Annotated in this window: 14 protein-coding genes; 8 read left to right on the top strand and 6 right to left on the bottom strand. The window is 55.2% G+C overall.

Annotated features, from left to right (window positions below):
* Position 1: 1 nt before the first annotated feature.
* Positions 2-1,039: a biotin synthase BioB gene (bioB, locus tag EDC54_RS03885; RefSeq protein ID WP_132453369.1), complete on the bottom strand. Its 1,038-nt coding sequence runs from the start codon at positions 1,037-1,039 to the stop codon at positions 2-4.
* 95 nt (positions 1,040-1,134) lie between these two features.
* Here bioB and bioA point away from each other — a divergent pair, with 95 nt between their 5' ends.
* The 5 genes from bioA to EDC54_RS03860 all read left to right on the top strand — a co-directional run bounded on the left by bioA (position 1,135) and on the right by EDC54_RS03860 (position 6,807).
* Complete coding sequence (bioA, locus tag EDC54_RS03880; protein WP_132453367.1) at positions 1,135-2,439, top strand: adenosylmethionine--8-amino-7-oxononanoate transaminase; 1,305 nt, start codon at positions 1,135-1,137, stop codon at positions 2,437-2,439.
* Positions 2,440-2,737: 298 nt separating this feature from the next.
* Positions 2,738-3,145: a CidA/LrgA family protein gene (locus EDC54_RS03875; RefSeq protein WP_132453365.1), complete on the top strand. Its 408-nt coding sequence runs from the start codon at positions 2,738-2,740 to the stop codon at positions 3,143-3,145.
* Positions 3,145-3,846, top strand: coding sequence for a CidB/LrgB family autolysis modulator (locus tag EDC54_RS03870; protein WP_132453363.1), 702 nt, complete (start codon positions 3,145-3,147; stop codon positions 3,844-3,846). Before EDC54_RS03875 ends, EDC54_RS03870 begins: the two co-directional genes overlap by 1 nt.
* A 158-nt stretch (positions 3,847-4,004) precedes the next feature.
* Entirely contained in the window at positions 4,005-4,901 is an 897-nt protein-coding gene (gene cdd, locus EDC54_RS03865) for a cytidine deaminase (protein WP_132453362.1), read from the top strand.
* Positions 4,902-5,109: 208 nt separating this feature from the next.
* Positions 5,110-6,807, top strand: a complete 1,698-nt coding sequence (locus EDC54_RS03860; RefSeq protein ID WP_132453360.1) for an NAD-dependent malic enzyme — start codon at positions 5,110-5,112, stop codon at positions 6,805-6,807.
* A 52-nt stretch (positions 6,808-6,859) separates the two neighbouring features.
* Here the strand turns inward: EDC54_RS03860 and gsiD are convergent, their stop codons facing one another.
* From gsiD to EDC54_RS03840, 4 genes are all read right to left on the bottom strand, one after another.
* Positions 6,860-7,765 (bottom strand): glutathione ABC transporter permease GsiD, encoded by a 906-nt coding sequence (gene gsiD / locus EDC54_RS03855; RefSeq protein WP_132453358.1) that lies wholly within the window; start codon positions 7,763-7,765, stop codon positions 6,860-6,862.
* A 9-nt stretch (positions 7,766-7,774) separates the two neighbouring features.
* Positions 7,775-8,695, bottom strand: a complete 921-nt coding sequence (gsiC, locus tag EDC54_RS03850) for a glutathione ABC transporter permease GsiC (protein ID WP_132453356.1) — start codon at positions 8,693-8,695, stop codon at positions 7,775-7,777.
* A gap of 111 nt (positions 8,696-8,806) precedes the next feature.
* Positions 8,807-10,351, bottom strand: coding sequence for a glutathione ABC transporter substrate-binding protein GsiB (gene gsiB, locus EDC54_RS03845; RefSeq protein WP_196238432.1), 1,545 nt, complete (start codon positions 10,349-10,351; stop codon positions 8,807-8,809).
* A 25-nt stretch (positions 10,352-10,376) separates the two neighbouring features.
* On the bottom strand, positions 10,377-12,278 hold the full coding sequence (locus tag EDC54_RS03840; RefSeq protein ID WP_132453354.1) for a dipeptide ABC transporter ATP-binding protein: 1,902 nt from the start codon (positions 12,276-12,278) through the stop codon (positions 10,377-10,379).
* Positions 12,279-12,717: 439 nt separating this feature from the next.
* Between EDC54_RS03840 and moeA the strand changes: the two genes are divergently transcribed.
* From moeA to EDC54_RS03825, 3 genes are all read left to right on the top strand, one after another.
* Entirely contained in the window at positions 12,718-13,953 is a 1,236-nt protein-coding gene (gene moeA / locus EDC54_RS03835; RefSeq protein WP_132453352.1) for a molybdopterin molybdotransferase MoeA, read from the top strand.
* A 2-nt stretch (positions 13,954-13,955) separates the two neighbouring features.
* Positions 13,956-14,708, top strand: a complete 753-nt coding sequence (gene moeB, locus EDC54_RS03830; RefSeq protein ID WP_132453668.1) for a molybdopterin-synthase adenylyltransferase MoeB — start codon at positions 13,956-13,958, stop codon at positions 14,706-14,708.
* Between the two features lie 92 nt (positions 14,709-14,800).
* Positions 14,801-15,400, top strand: coding sequence for a nitroreductase family protein (locus tag EDC54_RS03825; protein WP_132453350.1), 600 nt, complete (start codon positions 14,801-14,803; stop codon positions 15,398-15,400).
* A 64-nt stretch (positions 15,401-15,464) separates the two neighbouring features.
* Here the strand turns inward: EDC54_RS03825 and EDC54_RS03820 are convergent, their stop codons facing one another.
* Positions 15,465-16,370: a lipid kinase gene (locus EDC54_RS03820; protein WP_132453348.1), complete on the bottom strand. Its 906-nt coding sequence runs from the start codon at positions 16,368-16,370 to the stop codon at positions 15,465-15,467.
* Between the last annotated feature and the right edge of the window lie 104 nt (positions 16,371-16,474).

The raw sequence follows: 16,474 nt of genomic DNA, 5'->3' as shown, positions 1-16,474 counted from the left end.
CTTATACCGCAGCATTGTAAAACTGCTCGCTATCGGCGTTAATCAGCCGTTCCGTCAACCGTTGCTGCTGTTGGTTATCGCCGTATTCGGTCGCCGTTTGCTGCGGATTAAGACCAAGTTTGAGGAACAACGCCAGATCCTTATCTTCTTTCGGGTTTGGCGTCGTAAGCAGCTTGCAGCCGTAGAAAATAGAATTCGCGCCGGCCATAAAGCACATCGCCTGCGTTTGTTCACTCATCTGCTCACGTCCGGCGGACAGGCGTACATAGGAAGCAGGCATCATGATGCGCGCCACAGCAATAGTCCGAATGAAGTCAAAGGGATCGACATCATCATTTTCCGCCAGCGGCGTCCCTTTAACTTTAACCAGCATGTTGATTGGCACGCTCTCCGGCGGCGTTGGCAGGTTAGCCAGTTGCACCAACAGCCCGGCACGATCGCGCACGGTTTCCCCCAGCCCGATGATGCCGCCCGAGCAGACTTTAATACCCGCGCCGCGCACTTTCTCCAGCGTATCCAGACGTTCCTGATATGTGCGGGTAGTGATGATATTGCCGTAAAATTCCGGCGAGGTATCGAGGTTATGGTTATAGAAATCCAACCCAGCTGAGGCCAGACGCTCGGCCTGGTCGTTGTGCAGCATCCCCAGCGTCATACAGGTCTCCATCCCCATCGCTTTAACGCCCTTGACCATTTGTTCCAGATACGGCATGTCGCGTTCGTGCGGGTTTTTCCACGCCGCGCCCATACAAAAGCGCGTCGACCCTGCGGCTTTCGCCTGACGAGCGGATTCCAGCACCTGTTCAACTTGCATTAAGCGCTCGGTATCTATCCCGGTACGATAGCGAGAACTCTGCGGACAATATTTACAGTCCTCCGGGCAGGCGCCCGTTTTTATCGACAACAGCGTACTGACCTGCACCTGGCGCGGATCAAAATGCCGACGATGGATCTGCTGCGCCTCGAACATCAGTTCCAGAAAAGGTTTATTGAATAAGTCCTGCGCCTGCTCAAGCGTCCAGTATATGCGGTCAGCCATCTCAGCATCTCCAAACTAAAAAAGTTTCGCCAGTGTAAATTATCGCGATACACTGTCAACCAAATATGGTTTAATTTGATTTACAATAGGTCATTATGGACTCAGAAGACATGGCATTTGATCGGCGCCACATATGGCATCCCTATACTTCGATGACCGAACCACTGCCCTGCTATCCGGTCACATCAGCCCGTGGCGTCGAGCTTCATCTGGATGATGGTCGCCGTCTGATCGACGGGATGTCATCGTGGTGGGCCGCGATCCACGGTTACAACCATCCGGCGATCAACCGGGCGGTGAAGGCGCAGCTTAGCCAGATGTCACACGTCATGTTCGGCGGGATTACTCATCCGGCCGCGGTGGCGCTGTGTCGTCAACTGGTGGACATCACGCCGGATGCGCTGGAATGTGTTTTTCTGGCCGACTCCGGCTCGGTGGCCGTGGAAGTGGCGATGAAAATGGCGCTGCAATATTGGCAGGCTCGCGGTAACGTGCGTCAACGCTTCCTCACGCTGCGCCATGGCTATCACGGCGATACTTTCGGCGCCATGTCCGTGTGCGATCCACGGAACTCGATGCACAGTCTGTATCAGGGCTATTTGCCGAACCACCTGTTCGTCGACGCGCCTCCATGTGCTTCCCTCAACAACGGCGGCTTTAGCGATGTGTGGCAGGAAACCGATATTGCACCGCTACAGGCGAAGCTGTCGGCGTACGCTCATGAGATAGCCGCCGTAATTCTGGAACCCATTGTGCAAGGCGCGGGCGGTATGCGCTTTTATCATCCAACCTACCTGCGTCGGGTACGTGAACTGTGCGACCAATGGGGAGTTTTACTGATTGCCGATGAGATTGCCACCGGGTTTGGCCGTACCGGCAAGCTATTTGCCTGCGAACATGCAGACATTTCACCCGATATTCTCTGTCTGGGAAAAGCGCTGACTGGTGGCTATATGACGCTTTCAGCCACGCTGACCACCCGGATGATCGCCGAAACCATCAGCAACGGTGAGGCCGGCTGTTTTATGCACGGCCCTACGTTCATGGGCAACCCACTGGCCTGCGCCGCGGCAAACGCCTGTCTGTCGCTGCTGGCAGAGCAACGTTGGCAGCAGCAAGTGAAAAATATTGAACAGCAGTTGCGCGATGCCCTGCACCCCTGCAAGGACTCCTCCAGGGTGGCGGATGTTCGCGTACTGGGTGCTATCGGCGTGGTGGAAACACGACGGCCAGTTAATATGGCGCGACTACAGCATTTTTTCGTGGCGCGCGGCGTCTGGATCCGCCCCTTTGGCCGACTCATTTATCTGATGCCGCCGTTTATCATTCAGCCCGATGAACTGCGTAAGCTGACCGACGCCGTCGGCGCCGCCCTTCATCACGAGCAGCACTTTCAATAATTAGCCCATGAAGTTGGATAACAGCGCTGGATGAGTAACGAAAAGGAGATACGCAGCGTTGGGCTTGGCGCCGAGATAGGAGTGGTGTGAAACCGTAAAGCGGTCTTCCCCCCCGCTGGCTCAGTACCCTGACTCACGCCAGCCGGGATCTCACCCAATTTATCCCATCCCTTTTTGACTGGATAAAAATCGCCCGGCAGCGATACCTTTACTCGCCTTTACCCGGCAAAATTCGTGATCTGTGGCACGTTAATTTCATTAGCGCTATGATGATACTTCCGTCGATCAGGAATGTCCCATGCGTAATAAGTTCGTGTTTTTCTGGCAGTATTTACGCGCTTTCGCGTTGATTTATCTCTGTCTGCTGGCTGGCAACGCGGTCTCCGCGTTACTTCCGTTCTCCCTTCCCGGCAGTATCATCGGCATGCTGATACTGTTCGTCCTCCTCGCCTCGCAGATTTTACCCGCGCAGTGGGTAAAGCCAGGTTGTCGCCTTCTGATTCGCCATATGGCGCTTCTGTTCGTTCCCATCGGCGTCGGCATCATGAATTATTACGATCTCGTCAGCCAACAGCTTGGCCCCATTGTGGTGTCCTGTGCGATCAGTACGTTGATTGTAATGCTTGCGGTGGGTTTCAGTACCCAGATCATGCAGCGCGAACGCCCCGCGTTTCGCGATCGCACACCGCCAAAGGACAACAAATAATGTTTAGCTATCTGTGGTGGTCTCTTCCTCTGACGTTGCTGGTCTTTTTTGCTGCGCGCAAGCTGTTCGTATTGACCCGACTCACCTTTCTGAACCCGCTGCTGGTATCGATGGCGATCATCATTCCATTGCTGCTGGTCCTGGACATACCTTACCAACACTATTTTCAAGGCAGCCGTGTCCTTAACGACCTGCTGCAACCGGCAGTGGTTGCTCTGGCATACCCTCTTTATGAACAGCTGCACCAAATTCGGATGCGGTGGAAATCCATCATCAGCGTGTGCTTCATCGGTAGCCTGACGGCCATTATCTCCGGTACGCTGGTGGCGCTATGGATGGGCGCATCACCCGAAATTGCCGCCTCGATACTACCTAAATCCGTCACGACGCCCATTGCGATGGCCATCGCCAGTTCCATTGGCGGTATTCCGGCGATTAGCGCGGCTTGTGTGATTTTTGTCGGCATTCTGGGCGCCGTACTGGGACACAGCCTGTTCGATTGCGTCGGCATCAAAACCAAAGCGGCGCGAGGGCTGTCAATGGGAAGCGCCTCGCACGCGCTCGGCACGGCACGTTGTGCAGAAGTGGATCATCAGGAAGGCGCTTTCAGCTCGTTGGCGTTGGTCATATGCGGCATCATTACCTCACTGATTGCGCCGTTGATGTTCCCGATGCTGCTGCATTTCTTTGGTGCGTACTGAGGGAAGCCTTGCGCACGACGGTTATAAAGTTGAGATAACTCTCACATTTATAATTTAATTTGCACATATTCACCGAATAACGAGATATAAATCACAAATTATTGCTACTCTGCCGCCTAACATTCTTTCATTAAACGGGTAAAAAAGAGTAATCCGCCATGCACGCACGCTTTGAAAATGCCTTTCAGCAGCTACCTGTTCATTTGCAAACCGCACTCGCTCCACTCATCAGCCAACCGGACTTCGCCGCTATGCTCACCGCTGATGAGGTCAATACTCTCTGTGAAGCCAGCCGGTTAGATACCGATGCGCTGGCGTTTGCACTCTTACCTCTGGCCGCCGCCTGCGCGCAGCCCTCAATCTCCCATTTTCAGGTTGGCGCGATTGCACAGGGGTTGAGCGGTAATTTCTACTTTGGCGCGAATATGGAGTTTAACGGTGTTCAGCTTCAGCAGACGGTTCACGCCGAACAGAGCGCCATTAGTCATGCCTGGCTTCGCAACGAGCGCGGGCTGCGTTCGGTGACGGTGAACTACACGCCGTGCGGGCATTGTCGTCAGTTCATGAATGAATTGCGCCATGCTGACACGCTGCGTATTCAGTTGCCGGGTCGCCAGCCTGCCGTTCTCAGCCACTATCTGCCGGATGCCTTTGGCCCCGTCGATCTGAACATTGATACGCTATTGATGGATGACATTAATCACGGCGCAACATTGCAAAACGCGAATGCGAACGCGCTGGCGCGTCAGGCGCTCGATGCCGCCAATCGCAGCCATGCCCCCTACAGCAACGCCATCAGCGGTATTGCTCTGGAAACGACAAGCGGCCGCATTTACACCGGACGTTACGCGGAAAATGCCGCTTTCAACCCCAGCCTGCCCCCTTTGCAAGCTGCGTTAAATCTGATGAGTCTTGCCGGCGAAGCGCTATGCACGATTAAACGCGGCGCGGTCGTGGAACGTCGCAATGCGGTTGTCAGCCACGGGGCCATTTCGCAAACGATGCTGGCCGAGCTGGGTTGCACGGATGTTGAACTGTATTTTATTAAGGAGTAGCGGCGAGATAAGCGCAGATGTTGAGCAAAAAAGAGTGAAAAACGTGGGGTGAATCGATAAAGCCAGTGTTTCAGCGAATATGCAAGCCATCTGTAACTATTTTAATTAACAATTTCTGTACATATTCTCTGGGTAATTTAAGATCCGCAACAGTTTTTCATCGACAACACCTGAACTTCTTTTCCGTTATCCGAAGAGTAAAAAAGTCATGGAATTAGAATACGAAAGCAAACGCCCTCTCTACATCCCTTATGCTGGTCCGATCTTACTCGAATTTCCCTTGCTGAATAAAGGCAGCGCATTCACCGAAGAAGAACGCGCGGATTTTAATCTTGCAGGATTGCTGCCAGAAGCCGTTGAAACCATAGAAGAACAGGCAGAACGCGCCTGGCGCCAATATCAGGAATTCAAACACGATATTGAGAAACACGTTTACCTGCGCAACATTCAGGACACCAACGAAACGCTGTTCTATCGCCTGCTGGAAGGGCACCTCAGCGAGATGATGCCCATCATCTACACCCCGACCGTGGGGGAAGCCTGTGAACACTTCTCTGATATCTACCGTCGCGCTCGCGGCCTGTTCATCTCCTACCCCAACCGCGCCCATATCGACGATATGCTGCAAAACGCCACTAAGCAGAACGTGAAAGTCATCGTGGTCACGGACGGCGAACGTATCCTCGGACTGGGCGATCAGGGCATCGGCGGCATGGGGATCCCAATCGGTAAACTGTCGCTGTACACCGCCTGTGGAGGCATCAGCCCGGCCTATACCCTGCCGGTTGTACTGGATGTCGGCACCAACAACCCGCAGCGTTTAAACGATCCGCTGTATATGGGCTGGCGCCATCCACGTATCACCGATGACGAATATTACGAATTCGTTGACGAATTCATTCAGGCCGTTAAACGCCGCTGGCCAAATGTGCTGTTGCAGTTCGAAGACTTCGCACAGAAAAACGCCACGCCGCTGCTGAACCGCTATCGCGATGAAATCTGTAGCTTTAACGATGATATTCAGGGCACCGCTGCGGTTGCGCTGGGCAGCCTGATAGCCGCCAGTCGTGCCGCGGGGACGCAACTGCGCGACCAGACCGTCACCTTCCTGGGCGCGGGTTCCGCGGGTTGCGGTATCGCCGAGCAAATCATCGCGCAGATGAAGTCCGAAGGGCTGAGTGAAGAAGAAGCACGCGCCCGCGTCTTCATGGTTGACCGCTTCGGGCTACTGACCGACAAACTGCCAAACCTGCTCGATTTCCAGACCAAGCTGGTACAGAAGAGCGAGTTGCTGGCGGACTGGGATTGCAACAGCGATGCCATCTCACTGCTGGAAGTGGTACGTAATGCCAAGCCGACTATCCTGATCGGCGTGTCCGGCCAGCCGGGACTGTTCACGGAAGAAATCATCCGTGAAATGCATAAACACTGCGCGCGTCCTATCGTAATGCCGCTGTCTAACCCGACATCGCGCGTTGAAGCGCGCCCTGAAGATATCATTCGCTGGACGGAAGGCGCGGCGCTGGTCGCGACCGGCAGTCCGTTCACGCCGGTGAACTATCAGGACAACGTGTTCCCGATCGCCCAATGCAACAACTCCTATATCTTCCCGGGTATTGGATTAGGCGTGCTGGCGTCAGGCGCCAAACGTATCACTGATGGTATGTTGATGGCCGCCAGCCGCGCCCTGGCTGATTGCTCACCGCTGGCGAACAACGGCGAAGGCGCGCTGCTGCCGGATCTGGCTAACATCCAGCAGGTGTCCAAACGTATCGCGCTGGAAGTGGGCAAAGCCGCACAGTTGCAAGGCGTTGCCGTCGTGACATCCGCGGATGCATTGCAGAAATCCATTGATCACAATTTCTGGCAGCCACAGTACCGCAGTTATAAACGCACCTCGTTCTAAGCGCTCTGCGTTTTACTACTGAAAAGCGCGGCCTGTGCCGCGCTTTTTTCATTTAGCCTTTCAGTTTCGGGTCCAGCGCATCACGCAAGCCGTCGCCTAACAGATTAAACGCCAACACCGTCAGAAAGATTGCCAGACTGGGAAAGAGCGCTACGTGCGGTGCTATTACCATGTCCGAGCGCGCTTCATTCAGCATCGCGCCCCACTCCGGCGTCGGCGGTTGCGCGCCAAGCCCTAAAAATGACAGGCTGGCGGCGGTAATGATCGACATGCCAATCCGCATGGAGAAAAACACCACGATGGTCGATACCGAACCGGGCAAAATATGCCGAAACAGGATCGTCCAATCACTGGCGCCAATGCTCCGGGCAGACTCGATATAGGTAAGCTGCTTAAGCACCAGCGTGTTCCCCCGCACCAAACGTGCAAAGGCCGGAATGCTGAAAATCGCGACGGCGACGATGACATTCGTCATGCCGCTGCCCATGACCGCCACGACCGCAATCGCCAGCAGGATGCCAGGAAAGGCAAACAGCACATCGCAAATGCGCATAATGATTCGGTCCCACCACCCTTCGTAATAGCCCGCGAGCAGGCCCAGCGTCGTCCCTATCACCATCCCCAGCAATACGGAGAACACCCCTGCCGCCAGCGAGATGCGCGCCCCCATCAGGATACGGCTAAAAATATCGCGTCCCAGCGAGTCGACGCCCAGCCAGTGCGCCGCAGAGGGGCCTTCATTTAACCGTTCATAGTCAAAATAGTTTTCGGCATCGTAAGGCGTCAGGTGCGGCGCCAGAATCGCGAGCGCCATCATCAGGAGTACGACGACCCCGGCAACAACCGCGACGTGTTGCCGAAGAAAACGCCGCCAGAATTCACGCCACGGTGTACGAACCGGTTTACCCGTGATGACAGGAAGCGTCGCCAGCACGGCTTTGCGTCGCCAGTGTTTCATTCTCTTTCCTTATTTGTAACGGATAGCGGGGTTAATCGCGGCATACAACATATCGACCAGTAGGTTGATCAGAATAAACTCCAGTGAAAACAGTAACACTTCAGCCTGAATCACCGGATAGTCACGCATTTCTACCGAATCAACCAGCAACCTTCCCAGTCCCGGCCAGTTGAAAACCTTCTCCACGATAATGGAACCACCGAGCAAAAAGCCAAATTGCAGCCCCATCATCGTCACAACCGGAATTAACGCGTTGCGCAACCCGTGCTTGACGACCACCAGCCATTCACGCACGCCTTTCGCCCGTGCCGTGCGCATATAATCTTCCTGCAAGACATCGACAAAGGATGCGCGGGTAAAGCGCGCCATCACTGCCGCAACCGCCGCGCCCAACGTCAGGGACGGCAAAATATAGTGTCGCCAGCTGTCCGCCCCCACCGTTGGCAGCCACCCGAGCTCGACGGAAAAAACCTGCATCAACAACATACCCAGCGCGAACGCGGGAAACGAGAGGCCGGACACCGCCAGCGTCATCCCGATTCTGTCCGGCCAGCCGTTACGCCATACGGCAGACACCACGCCAATCGTCATCCCAAACATCACGGCCCACGCCATACTGCATACCGTCAGCCAGAACGTCGGCATAAACCGCATGGCGATCTCTTCCGTTACCGGCCGCTTTGACACCATCGATGTCCCCAAATCCCCTTGCAGGATATTGGTTAAAAAGTGCCAGAACTGGTGCGGCAGCGGTTTATCTAACCCCAAATCCTGTCGAACCATCTCAACAACCGTGGTGTCGGCTTCCTGTCCGGCGACCAAACGCGCCGGGTCGCCGGGCAAAAGGTGGACAAACAGGAACACCAGCACCATAACAATCAGGAGCGTGGGGATCAGTCCCAATAACCGTTTAATAAAATAATTCAGCATGAACGGTTTTCCACAGGCATGCGTCAGACTCTCCGGTAAATAAACACAGACTGAAAATAACGGGCAGCCTTATGGCCACCCGATGATTTTAATCCTGCTTTCCCCGGCGGATTACTCCGTCAGGTCGGCATCCTCAAAACTGAACAGGGTATCCGGCATGACATAGAATCCGGTCAGTTTCTTGCTGTTAGCCGAGACCAAACGCTCCGTCGCCAGGAAAATCCACGGCGCGTCAGCCCAGATTTTTTCCTGTGCATCCTGATACAGTTTTTGTTTTTCGGCCCGATCCGTGGTTTTCAGCGCGTTAGCCAGATCGGCATCAACCTGAGGATTACTGTAAAAGGCGGTGTTGAACTGAGCTGGCGGCCAGGAAGCGGTAGCAAACAGCGGCGACAGCGCCCAGTCCGCTTCCCCCGTTGAGGCGGACCACCCGGTGTAGAACAGACGCACGCCCGTCTCTTTAACCCCCTTGCCTTCCACTTCGGCGGCGCGTTGCCCTGCGTCCATCGCAGTGACCTGCGCTTTCACGCCTACCTGCGCCAGTTGCTGCTGGGTAAATTGCAAGACTTTCTGCGCCGTACTGTGGTTATGCGATGACCAGAGCGTGGTGGTAAAGCCATTCGGATAACCCGCCTCTTTCAACAGTTCACGCGCTTTAGCAGGGTCGTAAGGCCACGGGTTGAATTTCACCGAATAATCGATGCTGGTCGGCAGCGGCCCTTCGGCTGGCGTCCCATAGCCGGAAAACGCCACCTTAATCAGCGCTTCCTTGTTAATGGCGTAATTCAACGCCTGCCGTACTTTCAGGTTATCAAACGGCTTCTGTGTCACATTCATACTGATGTAGCGGTGCAAAATCGACGGAGACGCCACCAGCGACAGTTTGTCATTCTTCTCCAGCACCTTGGCCTGCTCGAACGGGATCGGGTAAGCGAACTGTGCTTCACCGGTTTGCAGCATCGCCGCACGGGTGTTGTTATCCACCACCGGACGCCAGGTAATACTATCCAGTTTCGGCAGCCCCGCCTTCCAGTAACCGTTGAACTTCTCCACTTTGACAAAATCGGTCTGGTTCCAGCTCACAAAGCGGTATGGCCCCGTACCGACCGGATGAAAACCAATCTCCTTGCCGTACTGTTTCAGTGCCGCCGGCGAAATCATGACCGCCGCCGGATGCGCCAGATTGTTGATAAACGCCGAGAATGGCGCCTTCAGCGTGATTTTGACCGTTTGGTCGTCCACCACCTCGGTTTTATCGATCATCTTGAACAGGTTGTAGCGCTTCAGACGATTATCCGGATTGCTCGCGCGATCCAGATTCACTTTGACAGCCGCGGCGTTAAAAGCCGAGCCATCGTGAAATTTAACGCCGGGGTGTAGCGTGATCGTGTACGTCAGGCCATCCGGGCTGACTTCATAGCGGTCCGCCAACACGTTCACCAACTTCATGTCTTTATCGAAGCCGAATAATCCCTGATAAAACGATTTCGCCACCGTCTGCGACAGCGAATCATTGGCATCATACGGATCCAGACTGGTGAACGTGGAACCTACGGCAACAACCACATCTTTAGCGGCCCAAACCGGTGATGCCGCCATGGCCGCAGCCACCCATGCGGCCACTAACCAGCGCCGCTGTCTTGTCATTCCCCTCATGCTATCTTCTCCTTATGAATCGCTATCAATAAGCCCCTGCTATCGGGTGGTGCGCAACAAAATGTCGCTCACCAACCTGAATCAGAGGCGCGGTTATCGGCTCGTCGCCAATGGCCCGGATCGGGCTGGGTATTTCATCAACCAGCAACACCTGCTCACGCTGGCGGCGCGAAGGGTCGGCAATCGGTACTGCCGACATCAGTTTGCGGGTATACGGATGCTGAGGCCGTTCAAAAATGTCCTGCCGCAGGCCAATCTCGACAATCTGCCCCATGTACATCACCGCCACACGATGGCTGATACGCTCGACCACCGCCATATCATGTGAGATAAACAGGAACGCGATGCCAAACTCGCGCTGCAATTCCATCATCAGATTGATGATTTGCGCCTGAATCGACACGTCCAGCGCGGACACCGCCTCGTCCGCAATCACCACTCTGGGGTTCAGCGCCAGCGCTCTGGCGATGCACACGCGCTGGCGCTGCCCGCCGGAAAATTCGTGCGGGTAGCGCCGCGCCGCCTCCGGACTCAGCCCTACGCGAGTCAGCAATGCGTCAACCCGTTTTTCCGCCTCCTGCCGACGGCAGATGTTATGCACCAATAGCGGCTCCATAATGGAAAAACCGACGGTCAGCCGGGGATCCAGCGAAGCATACGGATCCTGAAAAATAAGCTGGATATCACGGCGCAGATGCTGTAGCGCCGCACCTTTTAGCTGATGGATTTTCTGGCCGTTAAACGTGATGTCGCCCCGCTGGCTGTCAACCAACTGTAGCAGCGCCCGACCGGTTGTCGACTTACCGCACCCTGACTCGCCAACCAGTGAAAGCGTCTCTCCCGGCCAGAGATCGAAGCTCACATTTTCCACCGCGTGCACCTGACGCGTCACGCGGTTCAATAGCCCGCTGCGCATCGGGAAGCGGGTGACCAGATTACGGACTTGCAATATCGGCGCTGCATGAGCAGGAATGGTATCCTGCGTCGGGTTGTCCGCCTCCGGCGCCGTTTGCTGACTCAGCAAGGGAAAGGCGGCCGGAAACGGTTGCCCACGCATGGCGCCTAATCTGGGCACAGCCGATAAAAGCCCCCGCGTATACGGGTGCTGCGGCGCAGTAAAAATGTCCCCGACGTTTGCCGCTTCAACGCGCTCGCCGCGATGCATGACCAGCACGCGATCGGCCATTTCCGCCACCACGCCCATGTCGTGCGTGATAAAAATCACGGACATGGACATCTCATGCTGGAGCACGCGAATCAATTGCAGAATTTGCGCCTGAATGGTGACATCCAGCGCGGTTGTCGGTTCATCGGCAATCAGCAGCGACGGCTTACAGGAGAGCGCCATTGCAATCATGACCCGCTGACGCATACCGCCGGAGAGTTGGTGAGGATAGCGATCCAGTACATTGCGCGCCTCCGGTATTCTGACGCGATCCAGCATACGCAGGGTTTCCGCCCGTGCGGCGCGCCTGTCCATCCCCTGATGCAAGCGAATAGACTCGGCGATCTGCTCGCCGACCGGGAAAACCGGATTCAGCGATGTCATCGGCTCCTGAAAAACCATCGCCAGATCCGCCCCGCGTAGTTTGCGCATCACCCGCTGACGGGCCTGCCGGAGATCCATCACCTGCCCATCGCGACGACGAAACAACATCTCCCCCTGCTGGATCACCCCGCCGGCTTGTTCAACCAGACGCATCAACGCCAAGGACGTGACCGACTTACCCGAGCCCGACTCCCCCACGATAGCTAAGGTTTCATGCCGATCCACGTGAAACGTCAAGTCGCGGACGGCTTCCGTCCGCCGCCCTTGCTGCTCGAAAGAAACACTCAGATCGCGCACATCCAGAATGCGCGCTTCAGGCAGCATAAGCCTCGGTTCAGGCGGGGACAGAGAGGTATAGCGATCCTGTGTGAGCGACATGAACAGTGAATCTCCATATAAGTACGGCTGGAATCAGCCCGGCGCAGTCAGAGACAAGTTACCAACAATTTTGACTATATTTAGCGCAAGGTGTGATGTAAAGCAGAAACTGAAATCATCAAAACAAACACCTCTTGTAACATTAAACGAATAAATTCATTAAGTTAATATCATGTCGGCGTGTTTCGCGGAGCGGCGCGCACCGCTCGAATAGGTCAGATACCGGGTAAACATTGCGGTTCTGAAGCACAGGCTCGCCCTTGAAGTCTGAGCGTAATCTGACGGCAAAATCCGTATTCATTGACCTGCTTACATTCACCCACGTTAGGAACTCTGACATAATCGACGCTGGTAACGGGTATATGAAACCGATTTTCGCCCATGCATGCCATGCTGGCGAAACAACATCCGTATTGGTGAAATAAGCAGTGGAGTGCAGATGGAAAGCGTTAACTCAGGTTTACTGACTCTTGAACAAGCTCTGGAAAACATGTTTTCTCAGGTTTCTTCCCTCACCGAGACAGAGCGTGTCTCCCTGTTCGACGCTATTGGCCGGATCGCCGCCCATGACATCACCTCCCCGATTAACGTCCCGCCTTTCGCCAACTCGGCAATGGATGGCTATGCCGTGCGCTGCGCGGATTTATCCGCCGCTGCGCCGCTGCCGTTGGCTGGTAAAGCGTTTGCGGGCGCGCCCTTCACCGGCGAATGGCCTGCCGGAACCTGCATTCGCATTATGACCGGCGCGGCGATCCCCGCTCAGGCCGATGCGGTGATCATGCAGGAACAGGCGGAAGTCAGCGAAGACGGCATCCGTTTTCCGCATCAAGTGAAGCCCGGTCAGAACATTCGTCTGGCGGGTGAAGATATCGCCGCGGGCGCCCGCGTGCTGCCCGCCGGCAGCAAGTTGGGGGTGGCTGAGCTGCCGCTGCTGGCCTCGCTGGGCATTACGCAGGTGGACGTCATTCGTCGTCTGAAGGTCGCGGTGTTTTCCACCGGCGATGAATTGCAACCCGTCGGCGAAGCGCTGGAAGAGGGGCAGATTTATGACACCAACCGTTTTACCGTTCGCCTGATGCTGGAGAAATTTGGCTGCGACGTACACGATCTGGGGATTGTCCGCGACGATCCAGCAGCCTTGCGCGCCGCCTTCCAGAAGGCTGACCAGCTTGCCGATCTGGTCATTAGCAGCGGCGGCGTTTCCGTTGGCGAAGCGGACTACACCAAACAGATACTCGATGAACTGGGTGATATCCATTTCTGGAAGCTGGCGATCAAGCCCGGTAAACCTTTTGCCTTTGGCAAATTGCAGCATAGCGGGTTCTGCGGGCTGCCGGGGAATCCGGTTTCCGCCGCGTTGACATTCTATCAGCTGGTTCAACCGCTGTTGGCGCGCCTGTCTGGCTACACACAATGGCGTCAGCCGCCGCGTATACGGGTTAAAACCGTCAGCGCGCTGAAAAAGACGCCGGGCCGTACCGATTTCCAGCGTGGTATTTTCAGCCGCAACGCGCAGGGGGAGTTGGAAGTGAGAACCACCGGACACCAGGGGTCGCACGTTTTCAGTTCTTTCAGTCTCGGCAACTGCTTTATCGTTCTTGAGCAGGCGCGCGGCAACGTCGCTGCCGGCGAGTGGGTCGAGATCGAACCCTTCAATGCACTGCTGGGACACTGATGATGCAAGCGGAACTGAGCGACGAAGAGATGCTGCGCTACAATCGACAAATTGTGCTGCGCGGTTTTGATTTTGACGGGCAGGAAAAACTCAAAGCGTCACGCTTGCTCATTGTCGGGCTGGGGGGGTTGGGTTGCGCAGCGGCGCAATATCTGGCCGCCGCGGGCATCGGACACCTGACGCTGTTGGATTTCGACACCGTCTCTTTGTCCAATCTGCAACGTCAGGTGCTGCACCGCGACGCCCGCATCGGCATGGCTAAGGTCGAATCGGCCCGCATAACGCTTTCGGAGATGAACCCTTTTCTTTCGCTTGAAACGGTGCATGCCGATTTAGATGACGATGCCTTGCGCGACCTGATCAGCCAGCACGATGCGGTACTGGACTGCACGGACAACGTTGCCATTCGCGACCGCCTGAACCGGATGGGTTTCCAGCTTAAAAAACCGCTGATCTCCGGAGCCGCCATTCGCATGGAAGGTCAAATCAGCGTGTTTACCTACCAAAGTGATGAACCCTGCTATCATTGTCTCAGTCGTCTGTTCGGGGCCAACGCGCTGACCTGCGTCGAAGCGGGCGTGATGTCGCCGCTGGTGGGAACGATCGGGAGTTTACAGGCGATGGAAGCCATTAAACTGCTCACTCACTATGGTAAATTGGCCACCGGTCAACTGCTGATTTTCGATGCGATGACGCTGCAATTTCGCAAAATCACGCTGCCGAAAAACCCGCACTGCGATGTTTGCAGCGGATAAGGAAAAGACGCCCGCCGCAAAAGCCATTGAACACGGCGAAAATCAGTGACACAGTATAAAAGTAAGCTATTAAGCAAACTGAGGAACACACCATGAGTAACGCTTTTTTGCAATCAATCAAGGCTCGTCGTTCAATCTATGCCATCGGTGATAAGTTACCGATATCAGAAGATCAGGTTACCGCACTCATTACCGAAGCGGTTAATGAAAGCCCCTCCGCTTTTAATTCCCAAAGCTCCCGCGTTGTGATTTTGTTCGGCGAGCAACACCACAAACTGTGGGATATCGTTAAGCAGCAGTTGAAGAAAATTGTTCCTGCGGATGCGTTTGCGCCGACAGAAAAGAAACTAGCCTCTTTTGCCGCCGGCGCGGGGAGCGTTCTCTTTTTTGAAGATACCGACGTGATAAAGGCGCTACAGGAAAAATTTGCGCTCTATGCGGATAACTTCCCGATCTGGTCCGAACATTCAACCGGGATCGCGCAATTTTCCGTGTGGACCGCGCTGGCACAGGAAAAGATTGGCGCATCGCTCCAGCACTATAACCCGCTGATCGACGATGACGTCAAGGCGCAGTGGAATCTCCCTGCCAGTTGGAAGCTGCGTGCCCAACTGCCCTTCGGCTCCATCGAACAACCGGCTGGAGAAAAGACCTACATCTCGTTTGACGAACGTTTCCGCGTATTTAAATAATCCAGAAATCTCATCATTAACAAAGAGAGGCCCGTACGGTGCCCCTCTTTTCCCACTCGCGCAATTACCTCGCCGTCGGCGGGACAAAAACCTGAATCGCTTTTTTCCGGATACCAAACACCGCCGGCGTTTTGCCGATTAACTCGCCATCCGCATTAATATCGTGCGGCTTTGGGGTGTGCAACGTCAGTTGTCTGGCGGAAAACGCACGAACGTTGCGCCAGCGGCCATGCGTCCCCCGCCGGATAAAGGGGATCAACGCCACCATTTCCCACCAGTGAGAAACTTCCAGACTGTACACATCCAACTGACCATCGTCCGGGGCCGCACTGCGCGCGACCGCCATTCCACCGCCGTAAAAACGCCCGTTCCCCACCGAGACCTGCACCGTTTTAACCTGCTCCTTCACCCCATCATGCTCAATCTCAACGCGAAAAGGGCGGCTTTGCTTCAGCAGCTTAAACGCCGCCAGCGCATAGCCCAGCGTGCCCCAGCGCTTCTTAGACTCTGCCGACAAGCCACGCGCCAGCGCCGCAGAAAATCCGATACTGGACACATTAAAGAACAGGTGCCCGTTGACCTCGCCCAAATCAACCGCACGCCGCTGACCCGCGGCAATCACCTGAACCGCCTGCCGAATCTCTCTGGGGATCCCTACCGTGCGGGCAAAATCATTTGCCGTTCCGAGTGGCAGTACCCCCAACGCCAATCCCGTCTCCATCAACGCGGGCGCAGCGGAATTGAGCGTACCATCACCGCCGCCGATAATGACAAAATCGACCCGATCCGCATAGGCTCGGATAATATCGCTGCATGAACCGGCCTTCTCATCCGGTTCAATGATGGAAATCCGGTTTTCCTGTAATAATTGCTTCACGTAACGGGCAGAAGCTTCGCCGCTTCGCGCATGTTTATTAATGAATAAAAGCGCTGTTGGGCCTGATCCCGTCTCTGCTACAGAATTGCTCATGGTTATCCACCCAACATCGTTATCAGATTGAATATAACCACAGAGATAACCAGACCGACAAGGGTGCTTTAACAAGCCCACAATAAAATACAAAACATGACACA

It is taken from the genome of Samsonia erythrinae, from assembly GCF_004342665.1.
In the GTDB taxonomy this organism is placed as follows: domain Bacteria; phylum Pseudomonadota; class Gammaproteobacteria; order Enterobacterales; family Enterobacteriaceae; genus Samsonia; species Samsonia erythrinae.
The sequence above is the reverse complement of the archived record's forward strand: the minus strand, read 5'-3'. Positions and strand labels throughout refer to the sequence as shown.